The sequence below is a fragment of the Acidisarcina polymorpha genome (assembly GCF_003330725.1).
GTDB classification, from domain to species: Bacteria; Acidobacteriota; Terriglobia; order Terriglobales; family Acidobacteriaceae; genus Acidisarcina; species Acidisarcina polymorpha.
Window position 1 is genome coordinate 2,919,984 of sequence record NZ_CP030840.1, and the last position, 26,743, is coordinate 2,946,726.

Genomic DNA, 26,743 nt, shown 5'->3' on the forward strand with positions numbered 1-26,743 from the left:
CCTTACCTCACTCCATTGATGCACTAGGAAATGACATGATCCTTGGTAAGCAAGGGGGATTGCCATCTGTGAGCGTAAAGCCGCGAAGCTTCATTATCCCAGTGTTGATCTTAGTTGCGGCTGGCGCTCTGTTCGCGATCATCGCGCGGCGTTGGGTGTATTGGCAGTCGAGCGCGGCGACCGAGAAGACCGACGATGCGTATGTGCGGGCCAACATCGTGCCATTGAGCACACGCATCTCTGACACGTTGCACGATTTGAACGTTAATGACTATCAGACCGTTCGTGCCGGTCAATTGGTGGCAAAACTCGACGATAAAGATTACCGGTCTGAGCTTGACCAAGCTGAGTCGAGTCTCGACGCCGCTAACGCCGCCCTGCAGGACAATCAAGTCCAGAAGCAGGTGCAGAGAGCTTCAATCGCTGCCGCTCAGCAACAGGTGGAGGAGGCTGTCAGCGCCGAGTCTACGGCAGCGGCCAACGTCGCAACTGCCAATTCGGAGGTAGTTCGAGCCGATGAGGAGCGTCAGCGGCAGGAGGCTCTCTACGCGGAGAACGCGGCAACACGCCAGACGCTTGAAAAGGCAGTCGCAGACAGCCGCCGCGCCCACGCGAATTTGGATGGGGCGGAAAGCGACCGGATGAAAGCGGCTGCGACGGTTCAGCAAGCTCGTGCGACGGTGCTGGGAGATGAACGAACCTTGAAACTGCTGAACAGCAAGGATGAAGACTATAGGGCTAGCATCCGCGAAAGGGCGGCTGCAGTTGACACAGCGCAGGTGCAGTTGAATTATACGAAAATCTACGCGCCGGCAGACGGGCGGGTGGGGGAACGAAAAGTCTTCCCGGGCCAGCTCGTTTCACCCGGACTTGAAGTGATCTCGCTCGTGGAAGGGGTCACATGGATTGAAGCTAACTACCAAGAGACACAGTTGGCCGGCATGCGTGTTGGCGACGCGGCAGACATTCACATCGATGCGATGCCTTCTTACTCCTTCCATGGCCATGTGATGGAGATTGCCCCCACCAGTGGTGCGGCTGGGTCGCTACTTCCCCCTGAAAACGCGACAGGAAACTTCACCAAGGTAGTGCAGCGGCTACCGGTTAAGGTGGCAATCGATTCGGGAAGCGTTTCGGCAAACCAGCTGCAGCCCGGCCTGTCAGCAGAGGTCTACATACACGCTTCTGGGGCAAGACATTGAGCACGTCGCGCAGCGGGAACAATCCGGCGGAGGATGTACCGGAGGCAACTGCGTCGCGGCAAGCGGCGGAAGATCGCCACGCACAGTCAGAAAGATCACAGCCACAGCAGGATACGGAGCCGAAGCAGGGCGATGAGCAGTCTCAGGAGCAGAAACGGGTTCCATGGCTTGGTATCGCCGCGGTTATGCTCGGCCTGAGCACCTCTGTCCTTCTAGGACAATTTATAAGCATAGGCCTGGCGGATATTGAAGGAGCTCAGCACCTGAGCAAAGATCAGGGTGCTTGGCTTGCGGCGGTCTACAACGCGGGGCAGATGTTCATTGGACCCATGACGGTCTACATTGGCGGGCTTCTGGGTCCTCGAAAGGTGCTGCTGGTCGCAGCGCCGACCGTGGCAATCTCAGCTTTGTTACTCGGTCTGACAACGTCTTATCCGATTATGCTCACGCTCTTAGCCATTGCAGGCCTGGGCTGTGGCAGCTTCTATCCACTCACCCTGACCTTTGTAGCGAGAAGCCTTCCGAGGCCCTTGTTTCTCTTCGGCATCGCCGCGTATGGCTTCGACGTGGTGAGTTCTCTCCACGTCGCCGCCCTGCTGGAAGGTTGGTACATGCAGTATCTTTCGTGGCATTGGATCTACTGGCAGCCGGCTCTTATGGCGCTGGGTATGTGGGCCCTGGTACAAGCCGGAATTCCGTCCGATCCTACGTCCAGCGTCGACACTGCAAAGCTTCGGCCCTCATGGCAAAGCTTCGTTTATGCAAGTCTTGGATTGGTGTGTCTATTTCTTCTTCTCAGTCAAGGGGTACGACTGAACTGGGGGACCTCAGGCGGAGTAGCTGCGCTAGCGGCGGCGGGCGCGTTTCTGCTGCTTGCGTCCCTGATCAGCCATCTCTTGCAGCCAAACCCGCTCGTTGATCTTCGTTTCATTTTCCGGCGCAATATCCTGCTGCTCAGCATCTGCCTGTGCGTCCTCCGGTTCAGTCTGCTGTCTTCCGCGCAGCTTGTACCGACGTTCCTTTCCACCGCGCAACACTTTATTCCTTTACAGACCGGGTCGGTGTTGGCCTGGGTCGCCTTGCCTTCGCTTCTCTGCGGAGTGCTGGCCGCCGTCTTCATGAAGTATGTGGACCCACGCCTCTTGCTGGCCTTTGGTTTTCTGCTCACCGGTTCAGCTTGCCTTTGGGATAACGAACTCACCTCGCTATGGTCGCGGCAAAACTTTTTCCCAACCGAGCTTCTCATCGGAGTGGGCGCAGCCATCTCGGTCGTCAGCCTGGTGGGCTGCATCGTGTTGGAAATTGTGAATTCCGGTGCGGTCAAGCAACCGATCGATACGTTGACCTTCGTGGCATGGTTCCATACCGTTCGGCTGTTCGGTGGTGAGATCGTATCGACGCTTATGGGATACCTCCTCTTCGCGCGCTTTCGCTTTCATTTCAGCAGGCTGGCCGACCTCGTCAATACGAGTCGTGCCGCGACAGCGACGCAGTTGCTTGGCATGACCAGGACCATTGCCATGCAGAGTCCGAGCGCAGGATCGTCCCTGGCGCTAACCGGGGCGCTGTTGGCGAACCGCGCTGAGAGGCAAACCGTAACCCTTACGATTGAAGACGCCTACATCCTCGAAGCCCTGGTGATTGCGATAGCCCTGGTATTAGTAGCGTTGATCGGACGCGAGCCGCTTCAATTTAAGGACTTGCTGAAGGATGAGCAATAGAGATGCCTATGCTGCCGGAGAACGGATGGATGTATCAACTGAAGGAATTCACTTGCAGGCCTGTGCCTTGCTTGTCCCTCACTCTCTGCTGTTTGGGCCTCGTAGGGCTCCTACTGCTGTCTCCTCCTGCCGACGGACAATCGAAGGCGATCAATCCGGAAAACATACCGGCCGCTCAGGCCCCCGCGGCAGAGCGTGAGCTTACGCTGAATCAAGCGATCGACCTTGCCCTGGAACACAACGGCGAACTCGAAGTGGCGAAGCTCGACGTGCAACACTTCGAAGCACTGAAAGCGAAAGCTCGAGCACAGTACCTGCCAAAGTTGACCAATAACTCTGATGCCACGTATCTCACCGAACGGGAGGGAGTGGTTTTGCCACGCGCGTCGCTCGGAGTCTTCCCGGCTACAGGACCTATACCAGCAGAGACCATAATCATCGATCAGGGGGCGCATCTCACCTATGCCAGCCGAACCTATCTCAACCAGCCAACTCTGCAGCTCTTTGCAACGCACGCCATGAACCACTCGGCAAAGATGGATGTCGAAACAGCGCGGCTCAACGTCGAGGATAAAAGCGAGAACACAGCCATCCAGGTCCGCCAACTGTACTATCAGGTCCTAGACGCAGAGTCTCAGGTTCGAGCCGCTGAGGAGGAAGTCGCTACTTTTCAGAAGAGCGACCAGGAAGCAGGGGCCGAGGTTCGAGAAGGCTCCGCGTTGCCAGTCAAAGAACTCGTCGTTCTTGCCAACCTGCTGCAAGCAGAAAGTGCGGCGTTGAAGACTCGCAACGCAGAAAGGGACGATCGGCTTGAGTTAAACAACGTCATGGGAGTTCCGCTTAATAGCCGTTTCCGGCTGGTCAATCTAAAAGCGGCCGAGCTCAGCGTCGACGCGCTTCCAACCCGTGACGAAGCTGTACGACTAGCGTTTGCTGGACAACCTGAGGTGCTTATCGCCGAGAAGAAAGTCGAGAAAGCTAAGGCTGAGGTGCGAGTAGCTGAGGACGCGTTTATCCCGGACCTGACTATCAGCACGCATCACAGTTACCAAGTCGGAATTGCGCTCCTCGTGCGCAACTACGGGGTCTTTCAGGGTGAGTTTAGCTACAACCTCTTTAACGGCGGAGCCACGCGAGCGCAAGTGCGCAGCCAGAAGTCACTGCTCGCTGAAGCACAGCAGAATCTCGCCAACGTGCGCGCGTCAACGACAGTCTCCATCGAGACAGCTTACGACAATGTAGAGAATGCGCAGCTTGATCTCACGGCTAAGCAACAGGCTGTCCTCGCGCGTGGTGAAGGGGTGCGAGTCGCCGATTCGAGCTATGCACATGGCGAGATATTGGCCTCTGAGCGGGACATGACACACGCTCAGCTTGCAGAGGCGGAGGTGTCTGAGCGTGAGGCAGAGTTGAACCTTTCATTGGCGCGCAGCCAGGTAAAACGAGTTCTAGGTGAAATACCACGGTAGGTAGGAGCCGGGTGCCGCATTGAGGCGGATGCCTACAGAGAAGGTTCGAAAGGAAGTGTATTGCATGAGCAACCGGCAGAACGGTCCATCATCGAGAAGACTAAACGTATTCGATTCTGAATCTGTCTGCTTCAGAGGAACAGCACGATGGTAGATCTTAAGAAGATCAGGGTCATAGCATTGGCAGAGATAGTCGCCCAAGGAGATCTGGTTGGCCTTCTACATTCGTTAGAGGTGAAGGTTTACCTGGCGGAGAAACTTACCGACCTTCCGAGGGTGCCACCTGCGCCTGGGTTCAGAGACATCATCTTGCTTCCAGCTGAATGCCCTGATGGGGAGGCCTGGATCATAAATGGTGTCTTAAGCCAGTACATGAGTCGTCCGGCATTTCTTGTGTATGGGCGAACTGTTGACTTCGCTCGATGGTCCGGTGTACTCGATTCCGGAGGAACAGACCTCATCACATTCCCCTTCAATGCCGAAACTCTGAGGACAGCCCTTGAACGTGCCGCAGAAAAGACTGCCACTGTCGTCGCGCAAGAGTAGCCGCTGATCCTCAGCTGAGTTCTTCCGCTTGAGCAGTTTGGCTAATCCAGGGATCTCGTTGGTAAGAGCAATCGGTTACGAAGGTCGTCTGGTGCTAACAGTTAGATAACCCACATGATGTGGAATAGACAGGAACTCCGTGGCATCATAGGTTAAATTCGTGATGGCTGAACCATGCATGCTTTTCCAAATGTGCTGTTTTGTAGCTAACTACGAGCTTGCGCCTAAGACGCTACAGAAGTATTGCGGCAAGACAAATAGAGCCTGAGGATCCTATGCGTGACCAAGCACGCTTGACAACGGAGCGGTCGTCATTGTTGAGGGCATGATTGGAGCAGAATTCCTTGAATTCGCTCCAGATCTGGTAGCGCACTTCAAACATCGAAGCTCAAATATTTCGCCTGGATCCGCACAAACCAACTGAGATGACCGTCTCTAAGAAAACCGACTGATGATCAATGACGCTAGGAGCGGCGTCCGAGCGTTGGCATCATAATCCTCGTGAAGCGCACGATCGCATGGAGAGCCTTTAGGCGAAAGCTCACCGCGAAGTAACAACTGGAAAACTCGGTCTATGACATTGATGACCCCGTCCTAGATGAACTTGTTCATTTAAGTTTGGCGAGGACCACAATACAAGCGCCCGACCAAGAACTCTTGCCGGAGGTCACCGATGGAGTGGACTGTAAACCGATCATCCCGACACTCTTTGAGCTGAGATGAAAGTGTTTTTCGATATAGTCCCTCACTTGAATAGCCCGCTCACGCGATTCAATAACCTGATCGGACGATGACTGTGCCTTTGAATAGCCTTCGACCACAATGGGCGAGTTTAGGATGGTCGCTCCTTCTTGCCCCACAAAGGCGTCGATCTGTTGCCGCCCAGCCCCAGTCAGCACTTGCCGTCCACCCGAGTCAATCGCAAAAGCATCCGCTTCTGGAAGCCAGGCGCGGGCTTTCGTCTGAACCCGAAAGTAAGCGCTATTTCTGTAGTCTTCGGGGGTCAGATCTTCAAGCGAATAGAAGCCACGCTTTTTGAAGAACCCGCGAAAGAAGAACTCATGTTTCAGAGCCTCAGTGTCGTCGGCCATATTGCTGGTAGCCGTGTTGACGTTTGCGAGTGTCCCCTGGAGATTCTCGCCTGCTGTACGGCCTGCGGCATCGGGTCCCAGGGCCTCACTCAAGTTGATGTTGAGCTGCTTGGACGACTCATCGATTTGCGCCGATGCATCGCGAATGTTGTCCATGGACTGATCTGCTTTGCCGACCAGGTCGCGCGACTGGAGATCAGTGACCATCTGACTTGCCCGGACAGACACTCCTTCCAGGGTGGCCGTTGCCTGACGTGTGTTGGCCATCGTTCCCTTTAGGTCGTCGGTGATATGCTGGTCCGTGATTAAGGCGCCCACCGGGCCATGCCCCTCCCGTATGCCGGTCACGATCCCATTCGTGTTGTTGACGGTATGGGTGATCGCGTCGAGCGCATTATCCAGGCGAGCACGGACGTCTCCCATGGTCGCATCAGCCTGATCTATCGTGCCGCTTACTTTCTGCATAATGGCAGAGAGTTCGAGTGGCTCTCTGCTCTGCAACGTTGCACCCTCGGCGACCGCACTTGCGCCATCGGTTCCGTTATGTACGAGCAGGAACTTGTCTCCAACAAGCCCGTCCGTCTCAACCGTCACCATGGAATCAGTGCGGATAAGCGCTTTTAGCTTGTCGTCAATGTGTAGTCTCAGGCGAAACTTGCCGTTGGGATGACTCGGAACTTCAATCTGCGTGATCTGGCCGGCTTCATAACCGGATACACGAACGTGCGCACCCGAGATGAGGCCATTCACATTCGCCAATTCCGTGTAGAGGTTCATCTGATGGCCGAACGCCTTATGATGATCTCCGATTAAAAAAAGGCCGAGTCCAAATAAGAGTGTGCCCAGAATGACAAAAGCCGCAACCGCGGCACGGTAAGGTTTCATGATCAGGACTCCGAAAGTAGCTTGCAAACCGTGTCGTTCTCGTTGTGCTCCAAATCCGCGAAGGAACCAAAGCCGACCAACGCACCCTCATCGAGTACGGCCACTTTATCGGCAACACGCCTAGCTCCTCGAACATCATGCGTCACGATAATCATGGTGGTATGCCGTTCCTGCTTAATCTTTAGAAGCAGATCGTCGATTTCGGAAGCTGTGATCGGATCAAGTCCGCTACTTGGCTCATCGATCAACAAGATGCGCGGATTGAGGACAAGAGCGCGGGCTAGTCCTGCGCGTTTCCGCATGCCTCCCGAGAGTTCCACCGGCATTTTCTCTTTATCGGACGCCAAGCCCACCTGCTGCAAAGCTTCATCGACCCGTCTCTTGATCTCGTCCGCTGACTTGTTTTTCTCTAACCGCTGGAGGGGAAGAGCCAGATTATTTGCAACGCTGAAGGAATCGAAAAGAGCGGCACTTTGGAATAGAAAGCCCATCTTTCGACGAACTCTGGTGAGGTCTTCCTCATTGAACTGCACGATGCTTTCTGACTCGATGAACACATCACCCATGTCTGGCTTCAGAAGCCCGATGATGAGCTTCAGGGTCACGCTCTTGCCCACGCCGCTTCGTCCCAGAATGCAAAGGGCTTCACCGTTCCCTACCTGGAACGATACGTCACATAGAATATTCCTTCGACCAAACCGCTTCGACACGTGACAGAATTCAACAACTGGGCCTTCGCTCATATGGCATGCTCCGGAAAAAGAAAGAAGATCAGCTTTACCAGGATCACGTCGCTTAAGATGATCAGCAAAGAAGAGACAACGACGCTTGTGGTTGCAGCTCGTCGAACGCCAGCGGAGCCCTCATTGATGGTATAGCCAAAGAAGCAGGAGACGATTCCGATCAGCAGCCCGAAGACAGTCGTCTTTAAGGTAGGCGGAACGAAGTTTGCCATCTCAACGGACTTGAACGCCTCGCTCAGATAAAGTTTCGCAGAGATGTGAGAGCGGAAGACCTCAGCCACATATCCGCCGGCCAGACCTGCGGCATTCTCGAATGTTGTGAGTAGAGGCATCGCCATAGCACACGCCACGATCCGCGGAACTACGAGGAATTTAACCGAGTCAACGGAGAGCGTTTCGATCGCGTCTATCTGCTCAGTAACCCGCATGTTTGCGAGCTCCGCTCCAATACCAGCCCCCACTCTTCCCGCGAGGAGTAAACCTGTTACAAGTGGTCCAAGCTCGTTGAAGAACGACATCGATTGCAGACCCGGTATCATCGCTTCCGCACCAAATTGAACGAGCGTGCTCCGCGTGTGCAGGGTCGTGACCACACCGATCGCGAAGCCAGATGCGACTACCAGCGGCAATGAGCGCCAGCCGATCTCCGCAATCTGTACCGCCAGCTGACGCCACTCGTAGGGCGGCCGCAACCCGCTACGGAGGGAAGCGACGGCAAAAAATATCAGGTCGCCAGCGACTTCCAGGAATTCCTTCACAATCACCTCATCGGCTTCACGAGTCGGTTGCGGGTCATCTCGTTGCAGAATCGAGTCACGGATTACGACTGCATTTTGCGATCGCAGTGTCTTACGGGACGGTCATCAGCTGTGACGACTTACACAGGTCCGTGTGAGCAACACATAGAGCTATCTGCCTTCGGAACTAATCTCGCGAAAACATCTTAAGAGAAGCGAGGTGACACATCGATGGGATTGCCTAAGCCTAGATACGTCGTTATGAAGCAAGCGGTTGCCCTACTTATCCGAAGGCCGCCATGGGCACTGCGTGAAGAGAAAGCAATGCCGCCGTGGCGGTTGATTTCTATTTCGTCATCCTCTTCCACTGAATAATCGATACGTCTTGAGTGTTCCCTACCGTCTCAGCTCAGAAACTGTTTATAGGGCTCTTTTGATTACGAAAGGCGGTAAGGCTGCTTCTTCCGCCTTCACTGTCCCTTCCATCCTGTCTCCTTCAGTGAAGGCTCGAGCACATCAGCTCTCACAAGCCATTTGGGATCAAGGAAGACAATCCCGAGATCCTCAACAAACGCCGATGCTCGTTCTCCGCAGCAGCTTAGTTCGAAATCATCTTTGGCACACACTATTTCGCTTCTCGCAAGAACTCCGCCGTATAAAGATCCGCCTCGGGTAGGCGTCGCCACACGTATAGGGAACCTCCTAAAAGCGTCACGTATCTTTGCCAATAGGCTTCCGGTTTTTGCATACCGGTACTCCTCAGTCTCTTGGGCACTTCAGGTATCAGGTACGAACTGTGTCTACATGGCTGCCGCACAACATCTCTCATCACGGTTTTACGCCCGACTTGCTTTGAAGCTCTGGTCGACTAGAACGGAGATCGGGAATAAGCCGGAGAACGATGGCTTTCGCGATCACATCTCTCTGCACCATGATGTTGGAGAATTGCGAACACTTGGGGGTGTTGCGCTGATTTGGCAAAAGTTACCGCGACTCTTCGGTGTTTCGCGTGATGTGTAGACCCGCTTGGCTCAACAAAATGATCGTGAATACGGCTCCAGACTGAGGAATGCTCGACCGGTATAGGTGAAGGCCGCATCTGCTCTCCCCAATCCACATAAACATCGCTCAAAGGCACACCGAGATCGATCAACTCCTTCAGTGCGAGTGACGCACTCTTGTCATCAGGAAAACAGGCTGTAACTTCATCGATCTTTGATGAAGAAGCTGAGGCCATGTGGGGTGTCCTCCTTCTCGTTCTTATTCATGATCAAGCGTAAAATTGTTACCAGCGAATAGCTGCAAGGCGATCTGGGGCTACTCTTCCTTTGACGACGGTTCAGGATGTGCCGTGTTGCTAAGCCCTTGAGCTTCCCTAAGAACCAGACCGGCAGCTTTGCGACGTCCTTTGAGCCGTACTGCTGTCGAAGGCTTTAGACCAGTGTTCCTGGCGACACTTGCTTGCTGACGTTGTTTCCCAGCATCCGCTAGATGGTAGGCTGCTCCGACAAGAGCGATATGACTAAACGCCTGCGGGAAGTTGCCCACCAGACGCTTGCGTGCAGTGTCATACTCCTCTGAAAGCAGGCCTGTTTCGTTAGCAAGCTTCAGCAAGTTCTCAAACAACTTCCGCGCATCTTCATCGCGGCCAATTAGCTTAAGGTTGCTGACCAACCAGAAGCTACAGGCGAGGAACTTGCCTTCTTCGTCAGGAAGTCCATCATTCGACTCTCGATTGTCGTAGCGCATTACCAAGCCGCCTTCCATTAACTTTCCCTCGATGGCCGAAATGGTTCCAAGGACTCGAGGGTCCTGCGGAGGAAGAAAGCCGACAAGTGCAATGAGGAGAGCAGAGGCGTCTAGCTGCTTCGTTTCATAATGCTGCACGAAGCTATTTTGACTTGGATCGAATTCCCGCGTGCACACTTCCGCGTGGATGGTATCCCTTATTTGTCTCCAACGCTTTACGGGCGTCTCAAAGCTCACCTTTTCGGCAATCTTAATCGCCCGATCAAAGGCCACCCATGTCATGACCTTGGAGTAAGTGAAGTGCTGAGGACCACCGCGAACCTCCCATATCCCCTCATCCGCTTGCTCCCAGAGAGTCTCGAGATGTTCGACGATACGACGAAGCAGGCGGAAGTCCCTAGATCGATTGCGATCTCCGAGCGAAGCGTAGGTCCAGAAGAATGCATCCAGGACCTCACCATAAGTATCTAGTTGTAATTGCTGGGCGGCGGCGTTGCCGATGCGAACCGGCGCAGAATTCTCATAGCCTGGTAAAGAGACCTCGTACTCGAGCAGCGTGCGCTCACCGGAGATTCCATACATGATTTGAATCTGTTCGGGGCTTCCTGCTACGCTTCGTTGGAGCCAATCCATCCAATCGCGTGCCTCCTGTTTGTACCCACTATTGATGAGCACAAGCAGCGTGAAAGTTGTGTCTCTCAGCCAGCAATATCGGTAATCCCAATTTCGTGTGCCGCCCATTGCCTCCGGCAGAGAGGTCGTGGGGGCCGCCACAATCGCGCCAGTCGGACGATAGATTAGAGCTTTCAATGTAATCAGCGAGCGCACCACCATCTCACGATGCGGTCCGTCATAGGCGCACTTCTCCGCCCACGTCGTCCAGAGTCGCCGGGTCTCATCATAGGCTTTTTGCACGTGCACCGGAGCACCGCTAGACCTTGCACGGTATCCATCAAAACCTTTGTAAGTAAGCACAAAGTCTACAGACTCACCCTGCCCGACGATGAATTCACTAGCTGTTCGAAGCGATTTCCCCTCCAACGGAGCGTTGGTCTGAAGCTCTACCGCGTCGGGCCCGGCTACTGCGCGCATACCTAGCTTTGTCCGAGTGACCCACGGCACGGCGCTTCCATTGTCGAATCGCAAGGCCAACACACCGAGCATCTTAACCCGGCCACTCAAACCTTTCACAGTGCGGATTATCTGCGAATGGGCACTCCGTACGGGCATGTAATCCAGCACTTGCACAGAGCCGGTGCTAGTCTCGAAGCAGGTTTCTAATATTAGTGTGTGCGGTTGGTAGCGACGCGCAACCTTCCATTTAGGGTTCGTAGGGGCCAGCTTCCAGAAGCCGTTTTGTTCGGAACCTAGAAGCTTCGCGAAGCAAGCTGCCGAAGCAAAAGTGGGCCAGCAAAGCCAGTCGATGGATCCATCGCGTCCAACAAGTGCAGCCGTTCTTCCGTCTCCGATTAACGCATACTCTTCTATAAGCACTGACTCTCCGCTGTTTTGCAGTGAGCGGAGAAGCTGCCGCAGGCTGCAAGTCCGTTTCCTTGTTAGTGCCCGACGAGTCCAGGGGTAACTCTGGTGCCTCTTCTAAGCGTCCGTTATAGGTCTGTGCCGACACTCATCAGAGTTCGGGAAGGACCTATGAGGTACAGCCTAGTAAGCTCAATCGAAGCCCGCTTCATAGAGCTGCCCTGCACACCGTCGGTTTGGCATGAAGGGATGATAATGGCAGGTTGAAAGTAGGTGAAGCGTTGCGAGGTGATCTAACAGTTAGTTCCTGTTATGTCTGGTCGAATCTTTCGCTTCTGGATGCCCGGGTCGTCTTGGCGATCCGCTGCTTCGGACGGGCTTGAGAGACTTTCAACTTCTCACAAGTTCTTCCCGGGATGGCTTTCCAACTCGCATATCAGAGCAAGATGTGGTCCGGTGATCGTTGGGCCCTCTGCGACGAATCGCTATGCAGGGCGGAGACAGTGGCAAGTGGGCCCAGACGCACTCTTTAATCTTTACAGGTGTGAAGAACCTTGTGCTCGGTCAAATCCTTGACAATCTAATTACGGTAACGGGAGAACGCAGCCGCCCTCGGTTGAGCTTGCCTTCGAATGTCTGCACAATCTTTTCCAGTCGGCATAGCAGAGTGGTCCATCCTCAAGACGCCGTTCGCGTCCTTCAGAAAGCCGATTCCGGCTCGGAGCATCGTTCGGCGGCTTAGGCCATGATATGTGACTTTCCGTTCTCTATGAAGGGGTCCTGTTCAGTACAACTGGCAGGACGAGTTTGCGAAAGTCGCGAAGATCTTTGATGAGAAGATCAGGTGCTTCGTAGAAGGGAAAGTGACCCCCAGAGGACATTTCGGTGTACTGCATCACATTGTGCGATCGCTGCGCAACCTGACGAGGAGGCATAGGGAATACAGGATCGGGAAACGCTGCCAGCCCTGTAGGCACGTTCACCCTCTGGCCGGGTGGAAGCGTCGTTATCTCGTGCCGCTTCGCCGCGCCATAGATCCATATCGAGGTTGGAAAAGCGTCCGTCACGAGGTAGAGCATGACCTCGGTCAGCAACTGATCAAACGTGAACAGCTCGGCAAAGCTGCGCTTATTGCGGTCGGACCAAGCGTGAAACGCCTCGACGATCCAGGCAGCCAAGCCGACTGGACTGTCCATCATCGCGTAGCTGAGCTTAGCGGGTTTGGTCGCGTGCAACTGCGAATAGGCCCCTTCCCGCTTCCAGATCGCGTACTCCATGGCCACGAAAGCCTGCTCCTCCTCACTGGCATCGTTGGGCACCTCACCCGTGAGCTGCTGAGCGCCCGCTTCGCGCAAAACCAGTGCGGTGGAGTGGATGCCCACTACGTGGTCGGAAAGATGAAAGCCCAGGAGGCTTGTAATGTGGGCTCCCCAGTCGCCGCCGTGCACGATGTAGCGGTCATATTCGAGCCGTCCTATCAGCTTGTCGAACAGAAAGGCGATGGCGAGCGGTTCCATCGGTTCCTGGGGCCGGCTCGAGAAATCGTATCCCGGATAGGACGGAATGACGACGCTGAACGCGTCTTCAGCACGCCCTCCGTGTCGCTCGGGATGCGCGAGCTGATCGACGATGCCATCGTACGAGTGGAACGAGTATGGCCAGCCATGCGCAATGAGCAGAGGGGCAGGGTTTGAACCCGACCCTCGTTCATAGATGAAGTGGATATCAACCTCGTCGATACGAGTGATGAATTGAGGTGACGCATTCATGGCGCGCTCCTGCTGGCGCCAATCGTAATGGTTGAGCCAGTAGGTGCAGAGCTCACGCATGAACGCTATGGGTGGACCATACCGCCAGTCTCCCGCGTCGGCGGGCTCACACCAGGCATCCCACCGAAACGCGCGAACGCGGTCACGAATGTTGTCGAGTCTAGCCGTGGCGACATCGATTTTGTACGGGAGGATGCTGGACCCTGGGGATATTTCTGATCTTGTCATGCCGTTCCTCGGACCTGCCTAAATCTATCCTCTGCGGCCCGATAGCGAAATAGAAGCGCTGCAGCGAATTCGAGGTCATCGCCAAACGTCGCCAGATTATAGCTCAGGTTCCAGGCGGCCCTCGTCGGGAGCGCATACTCTGGATTTTGATTCTCGACTTCAGGCCGAGGCACTCATCAAACCTCGCTCGGGGCTGGTGTAGTGAGTACTTTCACTCCAAGACGACGAAACCGTTGTCGCACTCCTCAGCTATTCAGCATGGATGCTTAGGGGTGAAGTGGGCGATCCAATTCGGCGAATATGGATAACCTTGGACGATCACCGGGTCGCCCTTCTTCAAACGGGGCCGAGGGCCATTCGGCGCATCCACCTCGGTAGAACCTTACAACCAAACGGTGCGGCCTTTAACCCACTTCAACAGCCATTCCCCAAAGCTTGGCAACCTATGTTGACGCAGATTTCTATGCTGTCCGAGGCTGCTGTATCGAGATAGGCACTTTCAACTGGAGCATGACCACCTTTTCCGCGTCCCACCACTTGGCCCTCCATGGGGTGTAAGAACAGCTCACGCCGCTGCGCCGCGGGAAACAGCGAACACGTTCGTTCTTCGATGGACTCTCGACCGCCTCCTCTCCCGAGGCAATGTATGGTCCGCCGCCTAATTGCAAGCATAAAGCCCAGATGAGATGAAGTGGCCTGCGGCAATGTATTCGGCCTATAGGTGAAGCTTTCGCTTCTGGCCATGATGTACTCCGCGCCCCTCTCTACCTTACAAGCTCGCCGGCATTAAAATGCCTTGCCTTGGGACAGGTTACGAGCGGGCCGGTTTGACCTGTTCTCTCATCAGTTCTTCTGCGCGCAATACCGAGGGGAAAATTAAATACAGTAGCAGCCGTGTGGTGGGAATGTGTGAATCGCGCTAGCGATTTGCATCATTTCCACCACTTCTACGCAGCGGGACGGTACTGCTGACCGGTTGTCAGAATGGCCCATGCGATACGAGCCAGCTTGTTGGCCAGTGCCACAACAGCCACATTGGAATGCTTCCTTACTGCAAGCTCGTCCATCCAGGGACCGAAGCTATGCTGAGATCGGTTTAGTCGTGCGAATGCGGCTCGAGCGCCCTCAACCAGCATTTTCCGCAAGTACTGATTTCCCCGCTTGCTTATACCCAGCAACTTCGCCTTACCACCTGAGGAGTGCTGCCGCGGAACAAGCCCCAGCCAAGAGGCCATATCACGGCCTGTCCGGAAAGCTGCTGCATTGCCCACTGCTGCGACAAGAGCGGTGGAGATGATCGGGCCGATCCCGGGAATACCCGTCAAACGTTTGCACGATTCGTTCGATCGGGAGATACGGCCGATCTCCTCCGTCACATTGCCAATCTTTGCCTCTAGCTCTTCCCACTCTTCTCGGAGTGCTGACAGAATCGTGCGTGAACGGTCGCTCAGTCCATTCTCCGCATCCTCCAAGACCGCCGGCAAATTCTTTCGAAGATGTTCGGATCCAACCCGTATCGGAAGACCGCGTTCAAGCAGAAATCCACGGATCTGATTGGTGAGCGCCACCCTGCGTTGAATCCAACGCTCGCGCACGCGGTGAAGCGCCTGCAGATCGAGCTGCTCTTCCGTCTTCATTGGAACGAAGCGCATGGTAGGCCGCAACACCGCCTCAGCAATCGCCTCTGCATCGATGAAGTCGTTCTTGTTCGACTTCACATACGGGCGCACGTACTCCGCCGGCATGAGCCTGACATCGTGGCCTTGGCTGGCAAGAATGCGAGCCAGATAGTGTGATCCGGAGCAAGCCTCCATCCCAATCACCTCCGCCCTCAGGTTCGCCGTGTACACCAGCAACTGAGGTCGCGAGAACTTCTTCTTCACTACCACGGAGCCCTTCTCATTAAGAGCGACGAGGTGAAAGACGGATTTTGCAACATCGATTCCAACGGTACGAATAGCCATAACGGTCTCCTCCTGAACGCAACTTCAGAGTGTAGCGAGCGGCGGACCATTACATAAGCTCGGGCCCCTCGCCGCCGGATGGAGCTCCCGCCAGAGGCGCCGGAGAAGTTCGGGCACATCGCGAAAGAGCACTTGGGTGCGTTCGACTAAGGCATGGCAGGCCGGACAGAGGGTGACCAGAAGTTCAAGTGAGGAGACCCCCGGCTGGCGATGATGGACGGCGAGGACGGTCGAGATCGACGTCGCCTGGCAGCCCTGGCAGGTATGACGGTCCCGGGCGAGCACCCGATCGCGTAGTCCGGCAAAGTGTCTTTCATCGGCCCGCACCCGGCTGTAACCCGCGAGTTACACTCGGTGTTCTGGGAGGTGAACGGCGACTTGATCGCATTCTTGGACTCATCCAAAGCTGCCGATATTCAATCCACGACCTCTCCCGCGTTGAGGTCTCACGAAGAACTCCACGGATCCCCAGATTTAACATGCCGTTTGAGCTTGGCCTGACTGTCACCTGGGCTAAACTCAATCCAACTCTTCACACATGGTTTGTCTGTGAAACTGAGCGCCCTCGGGTCGACCGATCCCTTAGCGACCTCGGCGGAACAGATCCGAACATTCATGATGGGACCGTCTCTGGGGTGATGCGTGAATTGTGCAACGCATTTTGTCCGCCGTAATGGTCCACGTCCTACAGTCCCTCAGATGGTGCAGAGCTACCGGATGGTGGCGCGGAGAAAACAAGAGATCATGATCGATGCTGGGGCAGATAGCTTGTTCGAAGCGAGAGTCTTCGAAGACCTCGTCTTTGCTGCGAAAGCACTCGTTGAGGTGACCTGCCCCGTTTTTCTCAACCAGTCATAACTGGAGATTCGGTTTAGGTTTGGCTTTGGAAAAACTCCGTAGCCGCCGTGGTGGCTGTGTAAATGTGGGAGGCGTGGTTGGCCTTCCACATTTGCATAGCCTGCTCTCTGCCGGAACTGCTCCGGCGTTTGGTAGCCCAGCGAACTGTGTTCGGGTAAGGAGGATCGAGAGGTCAATCGCAGGCGCAACAGATTTTGCCGGTGATTCTCTGCCGTGTGGTTGAGCTGCGTTCGCCTCCCATTGCTCGCCTCCTGACTTTGAGACAGGATAGGCGAATAAAAGGGGAACTATGTTAGTGGACCCACTTAAGCGTTTAGCAGTTTAAGTGTTTAACATTATATTCGGGCAGCTGGTCGAAGATGGGGCCTAGCCAAGCCGGCCTAAACGTTGCGGAACGGAGCCGGGATGGCTACGCTTAAGAACGGCCGGCCGCTACAGCCGCCAACCCTTTAAGGAACAAACGCCGTGGCGACCAAGGCCTTGATAAAACCCGAACTGCTCGTCTGGACTCGAAACCGCGCCAAGGTGACGGTTGCGGACGCCGCCAAGGCCGCGAACGTACGGCCGGGGATATCGAGGCGTGGGAAGCTGGGGACGGCGCGCCGTCGCTCAATCAGCTGCGGTGCCTCGCGGCGAAATATCATTTTCCCCTCGCTGTCTTCTACCTGCCGGAGCGGCGGGCGATGTTCCAGGAACTCGATGACGCCGTGCAGATCGAGGCGGCGCAGGTCCTCGCCCAATTGCCGCGCCTGGTCGGCGAACGCAAGCTGCGCACCTCGGCCGATCCGTTCGTCATCGCTCTGGCGCGGGTCGAGGGCCTTCAGCTGGTGACGGATGAAAAGCCGACCGGCTCGATGTCGAGGCCGAATATCCCGGACGTGTGTAACGAGCTGGGCATGACCGCGATCGGCGTCCTCGATCTCATCCGCCGGGAAAAATGGATGGTCGGCTAGACCTCAAAGCGCTTTTGCTTCAAGCTAGAAAATACGAACTCTTGGCCAATTTCCTAGCGGCTCTGTCTTAAGCGAAATTCATCGATAAGATGTGGTCGCGCTGCCAACAATTTTTAGAGATGACTGTCTGACCACATGTGAATATGCAAGGCGCGGTCGGCTTGGTTATGCTGCTCAACAAGAGAGATAGCATCCACTGTGAAGCGCCATGTCGTCGCAATGATTAGGTCATCGACACGCGGCGGCTGCCAAAGCTCCATCTGACTCCGCACATCGCTCACGTCGCCAGGGCCGACGCTTTTCGACAGCCAGTGCTTGCACTGAATGATGACCCGATGCCGCCGCACGCCGCCTAATAGTCGATGCAACCTTTCATTTGGAAGGACGCACATAGTATAAGTACTTGATTGCGTGCAGGCAGTGCGAAGAATACCACGGAAGGTAGCCCATTCTGCAAGTTGTGCTGTCGACCTAATCTTAAGACAACTTCCCGCTTTGTTTCCATCATCTCCGCAGTAGCGCAGCTCCGGGCTTCCACGCCCATATCGCCACCGAGAGGATTTTTCTATGCCAGATACGAGTAGCCCCAATATTGTGGCCGCTTTTTTCGACACCGAATCCGTCGCCGAATCCGCTGTCGGCGCGCTGCTAAACGCAGGCTTTACTTCCAACCAAATCGGTGTGGCCTCGCGCGCCAGCAGTGCGGCCGATTCTTCAGCCCCCGCCGATCAAAAGCTTGATCCCGTAGGCTCCAGCGACAACACCGCGCACACCACCGGACATGCCGTCGGTGCAGCCGCCGGCAGCGCCTGGGACAAGGTAAAAAACTTTTTCAGCTCAGACGCCGTTGAGCCCTGCGCGGACGAGAAGAGCAAGGGTGATTTCGCCAGCCATGAAATCACCTCTGATTACGGCGACTACTCTTCTGAAGACATTCATTCTTCACTCTCCGGAATGTCAGTTCCCGAGGAGCGGTCGAGATACTTCGGGTCGCGCTTTGGCAGGGGCAACCAGGGAGCCATCGTCACCGTCTCGGCTGCAGGTCGCGAAGCAGAAGCTGAACAGATCCTCGAAGCTAGTGGTGGCGATCTGGGCAACAATTCCTCGAGCTACGACTACGCTGAAGCCGATAGCGCACCAATCTCAGGACAACAGCGCATTCAGCTCCTTGGAGAAGTCCTGCGTGTCCACAAAGATCGCATTAGCCGCGGCGAAGTCCGTATCCGCAAGGAAGTGATCACCGAAACTCAAACCATCGAAGTGCCGGTTACCCGCGACGAGCTGGTCATCGAACGCTTTTCGCCAACCAGCTCCACCACAGCGCAGGGTCAGGTCGGAGAATGCTCCGAAATCCGCATTCCGCTGACCGAAGAAGTGGCCTCTGCTGATAAGCACACTATCGTCCGCGAAGAGGTCGCGGTCGGCAAGCGCACCGTAGAAGGCGTCCGCAGCGTCGGCGATAGTGTCAGCCACGAAGAACTTGTCGTCGAGGATGAGACCAAGCGCAGCACCTAACGCTTGGGATTGACAGCCAAAAAGGGTGCCCCCTCAGGTGCCCGTTGTATCAACTGGAGTTAATCGAGGCGCGCTTCGTGTGGCCGGTCTAATCTGTCGGTCACCGATCTGCCGGACGCGACCCCTCATGGGCAAGGCGACATTGTGTGCCGAGCGCCTCTTCGATTTTCCACCGATAGGTGCACTAGATCCAGAGTGAGATAGTTGAGCAGACTCGAGGCTAACCCGTATTTTCTTCAAAAATGGGACAAACACTATGCAGGCCTGATTCAGTTCGTGCAAAAGGTTAGCTCGATGTGCCGGGGCAAGGCCTACTTCACCACCCCGGACACGCTCGGCGAGTATCTGCTGATGGACTACATGCAGCGGAAGATGAAAAGCATCCACTAGGAAATCTAGGCTGGGAAGGGACTCGCGCCGCCGGCTTCGAGCCATTCATAGCGTGCGCTCGCGGATCCAGCGCCTTTCGGTTGTGTCCACTCTTCCGGGGTGCGCGAGTTCAGCCAGTCGATGGGGGTTGCTCCTGTCCCAGCTTTGGCCGCGATCGCAAAGGCTCTGCGTACAGCCTCTTTCTGCGGGGCGCCCATGGTGCCTGCGCGGGGCGAGATCACGACGGATGCGCCGGCCGCCGCGACCGCGTCGAGCCAGCGTTCGGTCAACGTCCAGGGAATGGCCTCGGTAATCGGGATGCAGTCCGGGTCCATGGCGAAGAAAGTCGTGTGCTGGGGGAGGCGGAAGGCCAGCGTGTTCACGCCCATGCGGCGCGTACGCTCCCAGGCTTTCCCGCTGACATCGTCGCCGGTGCGCTGGAGTTCGAAGATCCCGGCGCTGAGATGGCCGACAACATTGCAGCCGACGAGGATGGTCTGGTCTCCGGCAACCTTGCGGATGTCTTCATAGAGATCACGAATAATCTCCGCGTTGGTCTGGGAGCGGTCGTGGAAGCTCCAGCCATGCACTGTGGGCGAGGCCCCCATGTCGTTGCCCCATTGACCGAGCAGGTCGTAGGTGGAGAAGTCATGCTTTACCAGTTCGTATTTCCATTCAGCCGCCAGCCGAATGGTCTCGAGCGTTTTTCGTCTTGCCTCAGGGATGGTCGGGTCATAGGCGAGATCGGTAGAATGATCTTTGAATCGGCTTGCGGGTAGCAACAGGGAAGCGTCTTTTTCGCCGCGAGCGCGAAGGGGGCGGACCCAGATCCCGGGACGAACACCTTTGCGAACGATCTCTGCCGCCAGTCCGGGCATAGAAGGAAACTTCGGGCTGTGCTCCCATCCCTCATCGGTGACAACGAAGGGTCTCGGCCCAGAGGCGGGCGCGAGCTCCGCGACCAGGTCGGCATCGCGCAGAATGTCTTGCGCGGAACTGTCTCCGTAGGCGTAATACCAATCATTGCTGCCGTAGACCGGCTCCTTGGAGAGACGCGGCGTCGGCGAAAGAATTCGGCAGAACGCTTGCGCTGCTGCAAAGGGACTCTCGTCCGCATGACCCAGGCGGGCGACGACTGTTGCGAGTGCGATCTGCCGTTGACCGAGCAGAACGCCCTTGCCGCCGTTGCGCACGTCGAGCCATAGGGAGACGCCTTCGCGGTCGCACTGCCAGAAGGCCAGAGCGCCCGCTCCGGTTTTGACTCCATACCCGTGGGTAGTTTTGCCGTCAAAGATAAGGAAGTACCAGGGAAGTGCTCGCTCGGGAACGATCGGCATCCATCCCATGTCGCCGTAGCTGCGTTCCCAGGCATCGGCGAGCAGCTTTACATCGGCCGGTACGGGAGAATTCCAGCGCAGATGGAGGCGGACCATTGGAGTGGTGGGAGCAGTCAGCGTTAGTTCCAGGCTGGTCTCTTTTTGTCCGCAAACCAGGCTTATGTCCCGGCCGGTCCATGACGAGCCTGACCGGTCCAGTGAAATCGGAGAAAGCTCTTCGGCAAATGCTGTCGCAGTATCCGGCTGTCGGAGCAAAGGAAAAAAGCGGCTTGAAGTCTTTTCTGGCGAAGAAGCTTCGGCGAGGTGAGTGTGCCCAGCTGCTATTCCGACGATGCCGGCGGCACCAAGGTTGCGCAAGATGGTCCGCCGAGTCGGCAGCGGGAAAGCCTGTTGATCTTCCAAGCTCTATTCTCCTTTGCTGGATCTACTGCAGAGGTACCAGAATAGAGTCTCAAAGCGGCCGTGCTCCCTTCACTTCAATGATTGTCTGCAGCCATGATGCCTCGCTCGCAGCAGAACTGGCCATCAAAGGCCCGTTGGGAGCGGCGTAGTCCCTTCGTTCAGGATACGGAGGTAGGCGGTGTAGCCAAACACCCTTCCTCGCTTCTTTCCAGTCATCTCCGCCACGATGCCAAGTTTCTCGAGGTCTGCGAGTGCAACATTCACTGTGGGGGCACTCAGTCCGGTCTCTTGCCCGAGCCGGTTGGCGGTCACAAGTGGATTACGCTGGAGAAAGTCATGGAGTCGCAGAGCCGATCCAACGCGCTCGCCCCGCTCGGTGACGCGTTCCCTGTCCTGGCGGAAAAGGTCGGCTATCCTCATTGCCGCGTCAAAGGCCTGATTCGCGGTCTGCTCAACGCCCTCTAGAAAGAACTGGAGCCAAGCCTCCCACGCGCCTTCTTCACGAACGGCCTGGAGTAGTCGGTAATACTCCGCTCGGTATGTCTTCAGGTACAGGCTCAGGTAAAGCAGCGGCTTGTGGAGGACTCCCCGCGTGCAGAGATACAGCGTCACCAAAAGCCGCCCAATACGGCCGTTTCCGTCCAGAAATGGGTGGATAGTCTCGAACTGAACATGAATCAGGCCGGCTTTGATCAGTGCAGGGAGGTGCGAGGTCTCCTCGTGCAGGAATTGCTCAAGGGCAGCCAGCACCCCGTTGAGCTCGTGCACAGGCGGGGGTACGTAGAGTGCATTGCCAGGCCGCGTTCCGCCGATCCAGTTTTGAGAACGCCGGAACTCCCCAGGACTCATGGCCGCACCTCGGCCGCTCTGGAGCAGACGCTCGTGCATCTCGCGGACCAGGCGGAGCGATAGGGGTAGCTCCTTCATTCTTTCGAGTCCAAACATCATGGCATCGACGTAGTTCGACACCTCACGAACGTCATCAATAGGCTGCCCTGCCTCAGCATCGGTTTCGAAGCGGAGTAGATCCGTCAGGGTAGATTGTGTTCCCTCGATCTGCGAGGATAAAACGGCCTCTTTCCGCACGTACATGTACAGGAAAAGTTCGTGGGAGGGCAGCAGAACTGTGATGCCGTCCAGGCGTCCCAGTGCTCGCTCCGCTGCGCTCAGGCGCTCTAAAAGCGGCAAGAGGTCAATCGGGGGAGAGGGTGGAAGCGCTGGAGGAATATACGCGCGGACATTCTCGCCGCCTGTCGAGGTCTCTACATAACGACCTAAACGCGTGTTCACGGGGGCAGTCTGGTCCACGCCATCCATTGTACCGACTAATTAGGTGCTAGGCGAACGTCTTAAATAACGGCTCGTCTTAGTAAAAGTCTCCTTAATAAGGGAGGGCTCCCCAAGGGACTAGTAGAAGCTGATCGGCAAGCGCGACCATGCTCATCTGGCCCTCCTGCTCGGCTGCGGACTACGTCGTCAGGAGCTGGCCGAGCCCAAATTTGAGGACATCGTCGAGCGCGAGGGTCGGGCGGTGATCGTCGACCTGGTAGAGAAGGGAAGGCGCGTCCGCACGGTGGCCGTGCCTTTCTGGGTGAAGCAAAGCATCGACCGCTGGACAGCCGCCGCTGACATTCAGATGGGCCTGGTCGGCCGGTCTCGAAGTCCGGCAAGCCGGGCAAAGTGGCACTCGGGGATTGGTCAGTCTGGTCGGTCGTCGAACGGTGCGCCAAGGAAATAGGCATCCAGAACTTTGGGGGGCTCATGACCTGCACCGGACCTGCCCGAAGTTATGCCGGAAGTCGGGCAGCGATCTAGAGCAGATCAAGTTCCTGCTCGGCCACTCGTCAATTCAGACGACCGAACGTATCTCAGGTCCGACCAAGAGATTGCCGTCGCCGTCAATGACACGCGCAGTCTGTGAATCAAAATTAGCAGGCAGGTAGTGTTAAGCCTTAAAGTGACCCTCGCGGGGCCACACCCTAAAGCCTTTACCGAGGCCCCTCCTGCAAATATCGGTAAAATTGTGCCGAAAAGCTTGGGCTGAGAAAAATAGTGGCAAAAAAGATTAACAAGACCGCTCGCGGGCGGTGTATGTTGTTCGCAAGGACGAAACACCCGGCTTGCGACAGAAAAGCCACAAACCGGATGGTGACCGTCCTAACAATTTCAGTGCTGTGGCGCTTGGTAAACGTGGACCAGTTTGACCAGGTCACTTACGACCAGGCCGAAGACGACCAAGATCGGCATTGCTTTTGTAAACAAAGAAGTGGATCGTGGCGCTTTCATGTGGCACCTCCTTTCCTTCTTTAATCACGAGCCCGGTGTTGGCGCACCGGGTTTCGTGTTTTTAGCAGTTTTTCCAATTGGGCAAACGGCTAATATGCCCGCAGAGTAGCGCTCATGGATTGCATCGTCAACTGCTATTCGATGAATTCGTGACAAATCTGTTAATCCATTCTGTTTTTTGGAACGTTATGCTTCCGAGCCGCCACCGGTCTAGGGGTCACCACACCAAACATCAAAACCGTACCGTAAGACGTGTTGCGCACACCTGTCGCCCTAAATGCTGATACTGCTCCCGGCAAGACAGCCTTGCACAAGCGGCGCTGAGCGGGGAAGCCGGTCACAGGACCGACCGGCGGGGACTGCGCGGGAATGCAACGGAGGAGGGCCGGAGATACCCGCCGGACGCAGCGTCCAGCCCTGACCGGCCGCGGCGTCAAGCCCCTGCTCTCTTGCGTGAGGGATCATTAGGCTCTGTTGCATTAACTTCACTGGTCGCAGTTCACTCGGTGCGCCGCTCGATCAGGCAGCGACAGCGAAGATGTCGAACAGCTTGTTTACGAAACGGATCTCCTCTTTGACGCGCGGCTTACAGGTGATCACTTCAAAGCCCTTGATCGTAGCGGCCATGCTAATTTCGCCGGGTAGGTAGTGGGCGACGCTTGACCATGTCTGAGCAGACCACTCTGATGTGTGAATACCTCTTACGCCTTGCCGCGCCAGCCTGCCTACTTGTAGATGAAGGGAGTTTACAGTGGGCAAAATTGACAACATGAGGCAGGAAGTGAGGCTCATAAAGACGCAACTCAAGTTGAAGATGGAGCAGCTCCACGCCGCGCAGTCTGCTGAATTTCGCCTGAAGGTCGGAGACCTTCTACTGAAAAAGGAAGGCGAGTATGGGAATCCAACATGTAAGGTGTACATGATAAGTAAGCTGGTGTTTCACGCTGACCAAACACCCATAATTTACGGAAGACAACGCTTAAAGGATGGGATCTCATTTCACGCGACACAGACAGTTCTGTGCTTCCGCGCCGATGAAGTACCAATGGCAATTGGCCATGTGGATCATTGGCAGAACATACTCCAAGTAAAATCTAGGACTTCCCGACGTAGCTGGATCACTCCCCCGGCTGTACGCTCACCCTATCTGGTATGCAACCCTTTCAACAGATGGGTAATTCAGCTCAGCGATTAGAACACACGGCTAGGATCCTCTAAGAAGCGGAGAGGACCACATGCGGTTTGCCCCCTTTATGTCGTCTTCAACGCGTGGCCGATAGCTCGGGAGATGGTCGTCCATTGTTCCGTTTCGACTCCGAGCTGACGCTCGCCGGCTTTTGTGCGCCGGTAATATTTGGCACGTCGGTTATTTTCCGACGCGCCCCAGAAGGATTTCAGCCATCCGGCTTCTTCCATGCGATGAAGGGCGGGAAAGAGTGACCCAGGCCTGACCTTGAATGTGTCCCCGGTGATCTGCTCGACACGCCGGGCAATGCCCAGGCCGTGAAATTCTCCGTCGCCAATGGCCTTAAGGATGAGCAGGTCCAGCGTGCCCTGCAGAAGATTTCCCTGATTTCGCTCCACTCACCACGCTCCTATTGAATGACGATAGGAGTTTAGAAGACGTTCATAAAGAATGTCAATAGGAGCGATAACCAGCAACGGATCACTTCCACTTCAGAAAACGGATACCATCGTACCTTACGGCTGACGCAAAGGCCTGAATTTGCTTTTGCCGAGTCTTGCAGTGTTTCGCCACTGGTAGTCACCGGTAAGCTTGATGTGCCCCCAGCCGAGCGGAGACAAGTGCTTCCGGAGCACCGGGTCCGCGAAGCCAACCGCCGACCTAGCAATCGCGTTTTCGACCAGGGCCGCGTGGGCGGCGGCGATGGAATGTTACCTCTTGAAAACTTCCGGGCATGGCTGCATTGAGCGCAGCACTCACCGGCGCGGCTTCGTGTTTAAGGATGTTCCAATCGGTTTCTTCCAGTACGACTAGCGCCAGCTTGCGGCCCGTCAGATTTTGCTGATATGAGAGGTTCTTATCCCCCCGTCACCCACGCACTCGAAGCCATTGGCCTCGGCAGCGGCCAACAGATCGCCGTTTTGGAGCGCATCCCGGCGCAATTCACGCGAGGTCGTGATGACGTGGCCGGGCAACAGCACCCGAAGCTTTTTCGGCACGTTGTGATCGAACAAAACTTTCACGGGTGAGCATGTTTCTCATGGCTTGCCGCGTAGCTCAGAATCTCTCGGATCGTTGTTTCCGACACGTCGAAGTCCTCAGCAATTTCTTCAACGGGCGACCCGCCTTCGTAGTTTTCGAGAATCGTATCGGCGGGCAGCCGTGTTCCCTTGAGCAAGGGGACGCCGCTTACCTTACCGGGAACGACCTCGACTAGCGGATAGTCTGTCCAGTCCATGACGGTGCTTTCGGGTAAGTGGGCCATGCTCTAAGGATACTCCCGCGCAGACTGACAATCAACGTGAAAACGTCAGAACTAATTGGCCATTGTGATGGCCGATAGGTGCGCGGGCTTTCCTTTACTGAACGTCAGAGACCTTGCCGTTGGCGAAGATGACTTTCATGTCCGGATAGACGAATACCTGCTTCGCGCCCAGATCGATCGCCTTGGGGGGATCGCCCAGGGACTTCTTCACTTCGTCGGTGGTCATCCCCAGTTTCACCGTCTTGCTTTGGGCGGTCGAGACGGTCGCCGGATTGGCGACGACAGTGTCGATCGCTTTCTTTACGTCATCGGCGCTCAATGATTCGAGGCCGGGGAGCTTCACATTGAGTTCGGCCCTGTACCTGGTTCCCTGGCCGTCGCCCAACGTCGTGGTGTCCACGGTTAGTAGCTCGACCTGTACGGCGTCCTTCTTCACGAAGATCTGGGTCACGTAGACCTTTTCGTCGGGCTTGAGGGTGCGCGAATTTCCGGTGCTGCCGGAGGTGGCGGCCCAAAAGCCGCTTGCCTGGGTCACCTGTCCATCGGCGACATTGGTGTTGATGATTTCTTTTTCCGTGTTCGCCATATCGGCATAGATGCCGGGGACGCGCACGGCCAGGAGAAAGAGTGCAGCGAGCGAGGGCTTTTTCCCCTTCTTGGGCAAAGGCGACGTAGCCGCCTTGCGGGTAGTGGATCTAGGCCATGGTCCGTAGCCGGCCCAGATTCTTCGCGTAAGAGCCACTGTTCGAGGATACGCCGGCGATAGCCCGCGAGTTGCGTCTTGTGCAAGTTGTCGAGACCCAGAGACATTAGTGTCGCCATCGCATCAAGGATGCGTCGTTGCGGCTGGGTCACGCCATCGAGGGATGGCCCTTTGGTGCTATTAACGGCTTCGTCCGACTATGGTTCGCTAGCTTTGAAGCTAACGGATACGGGTTCGGCGCACCTCGCTCGATCCGATAAACAGCATGCACTTCCCCAAGGCGGCCA

Annotated in this window: 22 protein-coding genes; 7 read left to right on the top strand and 15 right to left on the bottom strand. The window is 56.0% G+C overall.

The window, feature by feature from the left end; translation table 11 throughout:
- The first annotated feature begins 35 nt into the window (after nucleotides 1-35).
- The 4 genes from ACPOL_RS12405 to ACPOL_RS12420 all read left to right on the top strand — a co-directional run bounded on the left by ACPOL_RS12405 (nucleotide 36) and on the right by ACPOL_RS12420 (nucleotide 4,938).
- Entirely contained in the window at nucleotides 36-1,202 is a 1,167-nt protein-coding gene (locus tag ACPOL_RS12405) for an HlyD family secretion protein (protein ID WP_114207342.1), read from the top strand.
- Complete coding sequence (locus tag ACPOL_RS12410) at nucleotides 1,199-2,923, top strand: MFS transporter (protein ID WP_114207343.1); 1,725 nt, start codon at nucleotides 1,199-1,201, stop codon at nucleotides 2,921-2,923. Before ACPOL_RS12405 ends, ACPOL_RS12410 begins: the two co-directional genes overlap by 4 nt.
- A 29-nt stretch (nucleotides 2,924-2,952) precedes the next feature.
- The gene (locus ACPOL_RS12415) at nucleotides 2,953-4,392 is read left to right on the top strand and encodes a TolC family protein (RefSeq protein WP_161557320.1); all 1,440 of its coding nucleotides are present in this window, start codon (nucleotides 2,953-2,955) and stop codon (nucleotides 4,390-4,392) included.
- Nucleotides 4,393-4,539: 147 nt separating this feature from the next.
- Entirely contained in the window at nucleotides 4,540-4,938 is a 399-nt protein-coding gene (locus ACPOL_RS12420; protein ID WP_114207345.1) for a hypothetical protein, read from the top strand.
- A gap of 608 nt (nucleotides 4,939-5,546) precedes the next feature.
- Here the strand turns inward: ACPOL_RS12420 and ACPOL_RS12425 are convergent.
- The 8 genes from ACPOL_RS12425 to ACPOL_RS12465 form a co-directional block, all read right to left on the bottom strand.
- Complete coding sequence (locus ACPOL_RS12425; protein WP_114207346.1) at nucleotides 5,547-6,914, bottom strand: MlaD family protein; 1,368 nt, start codon at nucleotides 6,912-6,914, stop codon at nucleotides 5,547-5,549.
- Nucleotides 6,915-6,916: 2 nt separating this feature from the next.
- Nucleotides 6,917-7,657 carry an ABC transporter ATP-binding protein gene (locus ACPOL_RS12430; RefSeq protein ID WP_114207347.1) on the bottom strand — a complete coding sequence of 247 codons (741 nt, stop codon included), beginning with the start codon at nucleotides 7,655-7,657 and terminating at the stop codon, nucleotides 6,917-6,919.
- Nucleotides 7,654-8,415 carry an MlaE family ABC transporter permease gene (locus ACPOL_RS12435; RefSeq protein WP_236657435.1) on the bottom strand — a complete coding sequence of 254 codons (762 nt, stop codon included), beginning with the start codon at nucleotides 8,413-8,415 and terminating at the stop codon, nucleotides 7,654-7,656. The genes ACPOL_RS12430 and ACPOL_RS12435 overlap by 4 nt, the downstream gene beginning before the upstream one ends.
- A gap of 1,296 nt (nucleotides 8,416-9,711) precedes the next feature.
- Nucleotides 9,712-11,637: a glycoside hydrolase family 15 protein gene (locus ACPOL_RS12445; RefSeq protein ID WP_114207350.1), complete on the bottom strand. Its 1,926-nt coding sequence runs from the start codon at nucleotides 11,635-11,637 to the stop codon at nucleotides 9,712-9,714.
- A gap of 752 nt (nucleotides 11,638-12,389) precedes the next feature.
- On the bottom strand, nucleotides 12,390-13,619 hold the full coding sequence (locus ACPOL_RS12455; protein ID WP_114207352.1) for an epoxide hydrolase family protein: 1,230 nt from the start codon (nucleotides 13,617-13,619) through the stop codon (nucleotides 12,390-12,392).
- A gap of 947 nt (nucleotides 13,620-14,566) precedes the next feature.
- Nucleotides 14,567-15,583, bottom strand: a complete 1,017-nt coding sequence (locus tag ACPOL_RS12460; RefSeq protein WP_114207353.1) for an IS110 family RNA-guided transposase — start codon at nucleotides 15,581-15,583, stop codon at nucleotides 14,567-14,569.
- Between the two features lie 24 nt (nucleotides 15,584-15,607).
- Nucleotides 15,608-15,910 carry an HNH endonuclease gene (locus tag ACPOL_RS33135; RefSeq protein WP_150132979.1) on the bottom strand — a complete coding sequence of 101 codons (303 nt, stop codon included), beginning with the start codon at nucleotides 15,908-15,910 and terminating at the stop codon, nucleotides 15,608-15,610.
- A 980-nt stretch (nucleotides 15,911-16,890) separates the two neighbouring features.
- Nucleotides 16,891-17,085 carry a hypothetical protein gene (locus ACPOL_RS12465; RefSeq protein WP_114207354.1) on the bottom strand — a complete coding sequence of 65 codons (195 nt, stop codon included), beginning with the start codon at nucleotides 17,083-17,085 and terminating at the stop codon, nucleotides 16,891-16,893.
- A 39-nt stretch (nucleotides 17,086-17,124) separates the two neighbouring features.
- Here ACPOL_RS12465 and ACPOL_RS12470 point away from each other — a divergent pair, with 39 nt between their 5' ends.
- A complete protein-coding gene (locus ACPOL_RS12470; protein ID WP_114207355.1) occupies nucleotides 17,125-17,394 on the top strand; it encodes a DUF4411 family protein in 270 nt (89 codons plus the stop codon).
- Nucleotides 17,395-17,507: 113 nt separating this feature from the next.
- Here ACPOL_RS12470 and ACPOL_RS12475 read toward each other — a convergent pair whose 3' ends face one another.
- The gene (locus ACPOL_RS12475; protein WP_161557321.1) at nucleotides 17,508-17,762 is read right to left on the bottom strand and encodes a restriction endonuclease; all 255 of its coding nucleotides are present in this window, start codon (nucleotides 17,760-17,762) and stop codon (nucleotides 17,508-17,510) included.
- Between the two features lie 199 nt (nucleotides 17,763-17,961).
- Here ACPOL_RS12475 and ACPOL_RS12480 point away from each other — a divergent pair, with 199 nt between their 5' ends.
- Together ACPOL_RS12480 and ACPOL_RS12485 are read left to right on the top strand one after the other, a co-directional pair.
- A complete protein-coding gene (locus ACPOL_RS12480; RefSeq protein ID WP_114207357.1) occupies nucleotides 17,962-18,909 on the top strand; it encodes a YsnF/AvaK domain-containing protein in 948 nt (315 codons plus the stop codon).
- Between the two features lie 204 nt (nucleotides 18,910-19,113).
- Entirely contained in the window at nucleotides 19,114-19,299 is a 186-nt protein-coding gene (locus ACPOL_RS12485) for a hypothetical protein (RefSeq protein ID WP_114207358.1), read from the top strand.
- Nucleotides 19,300-19,304: 5 nt separating this feature from the next.
- On the opposite strand, the gene ACPOL_RS12490 is transcribed toward ACPOL_RS12485, so the two are convergent.
- The 6 genes from ACPOL_RS12490 to ACPOL_RS12525 form a co-directional block, all read right to left on the bottom strand.
- Nucleotides 19,305-21,017 carry an alpha-amylase family protein gene (locus tag ACPOL_RS12490; RefSeq protein ID WP_114207359.1) on the bottom strand — a complete coding sequence of 571 codons (1,713 nt, stop codon included), beginning with the start codon at nucleotides 21,015-21,017 and terminating at the stop codon, nucleotides 19,305-19,307.
- A gap of 123 nt (nucleotides 21,018-21,140) precedes the next feature.
- Nucleotides 21,141-22,325 (bottom strand): Fic family protein, encoded by a 1,185-nt coding sequence (locus ACPOL_RS12495; protein WP_236657436.1) that lies wholly within the window; start codon nucleotides 22,323-22,325, stop codon nucleotides 21,141-21,143.
- Nucleotides 22,326-24,554: 2,229 nt separating this feature from the next.
- The gene (locus ACPOL_RS12510) at nucleotides 24,555-24,887 is read right to left on the bottom strand and encodes a PadR family transcriptional regulator (RefSeq protein WP_114207362.1); all 333 of its coding nucleotides are present in this window, start codon (nucleotides 24,885-24,887) and stop codon (nucleotides 24,555-24,557) included.
- A 432-nt stretch (nucleotides 24,888-25,319) separates the two neighbouring features.
- The gene (locus tag ACPOL_RS12515) at nucleotides 25,320-25,511 is read right to left on the bottom strand and encodes a hypothetical protein (protein WP_114207363.1); all 192 of its coding nucleotides are present in this window, start codon (nucleotides 25,509-25,511) and stop codon (nucleotides 25,320-25,322) included.
- Entirely contained in the window at nucleotides 25,508-25,753 is a 246-nt protein-coding gene (locus tag ACPOL_RS12520; RefSeq protein ID WP_114207364.1) for a DUF433 domain-containing protein, read from the bottom strand. Before ACPOL_RS12520 ends, ACPOL_RS12515 begins: the two co-directional genes overlap by 4 nt.
- A 94-nt stretch (nucleotides 25,754-25,847) precedes the next feature.
- The gene (locus ACPOL_RS12525) at nucleotides 25,848-26,417 is read right to left on the bottom strand and encodes a hypothetical protein (RefSeq protein ID WP_114207365.1); all 570 of its coding nucleotides are present in this window, start codon (nucleotides 26,415-26,417) and stop codon (nucleotides 25,848-25,850) included.
- Nucleotides 26,418-26,743: the final 326 nt, after the last annotated feature.

Coding starts and splice junctions, on each gene's coding strand:
- ACPOL_RS12420 (WP_114207345.1), top strand. CDS start 4,540: ATGGTAGATCTTAAGAAGATCAGGGTCATAGCATTGGCAGAGATAGTC.
- ACPOL_RS12480 (WP_114207357.1), top strand. CDS start 17,962: ATGCCAGATACGAGTAGCCCCAATATTGTGGCCGCTTTTTTCGACACC.
- ACPOL_RS12520 (WP_114207364.1), bottom strand. CDS start 25,753: ATGGCCCACTTACCCGAAAGCACCGTCATGGACTGGACAGACTATCCG.
- ACPOL_RS12425 (WP_114207346.1), bottom strand. CDS start 6,914: ATGAAACCTTACCGTGCCGCGGTTGCGGCTTTTGTCATTCTGGGCACA.
- ACPOL_RS12405 (WP_114207342.1), top strand. CDS start 36: ATGATCCTTGGTAAGCAAGGGGGATTGCCATCTGTGAGCGTAAAGCCG.
- ACPOL_RS12460 (WP_114207353.1), bottom strand. CDS start 15,583: ATGGCTATTCGTACCGTTGGAATCGATGTTGCAAAATCCGTCTTTCAC.
- ACPOL_RS12430 (WP_114207347.1), bottom strand. CDS start 7,657: ATGAGCGAAGGCCCAGTTGTTGAATTCTGTCACGTGTCGAAGCGGTTT.
- ACPOL_RS12415 (WP_161557320.1), top strand. CDS start 2,953: ATGTATCAACTGAAGGAATTCACTTGCAGGCCTGTGCCTTGCTTGTCC.
- ACPOL_RS12470 (WP_114207355.1), top strand. CDS start 17,125: ATGTTCCAGGAACTCGATGACGCCGTGCAGATCGAGGCGGCGCAGGTC.
- ACPOL_RS12455 (WP_114207352.1), bottom strand. CDS start 13,619: ATGACAAGATCAGAAATATCCCCAGGGTCCAGCATCCTCCCGTACAAA.
- ACPOL_RS12465 (WP_114207354.1), bottom strand. CDS start 17,085: ATGATATTTCGCCGCGAGGCACCGCAGCTGATTGAGCGACGGCGCGCC.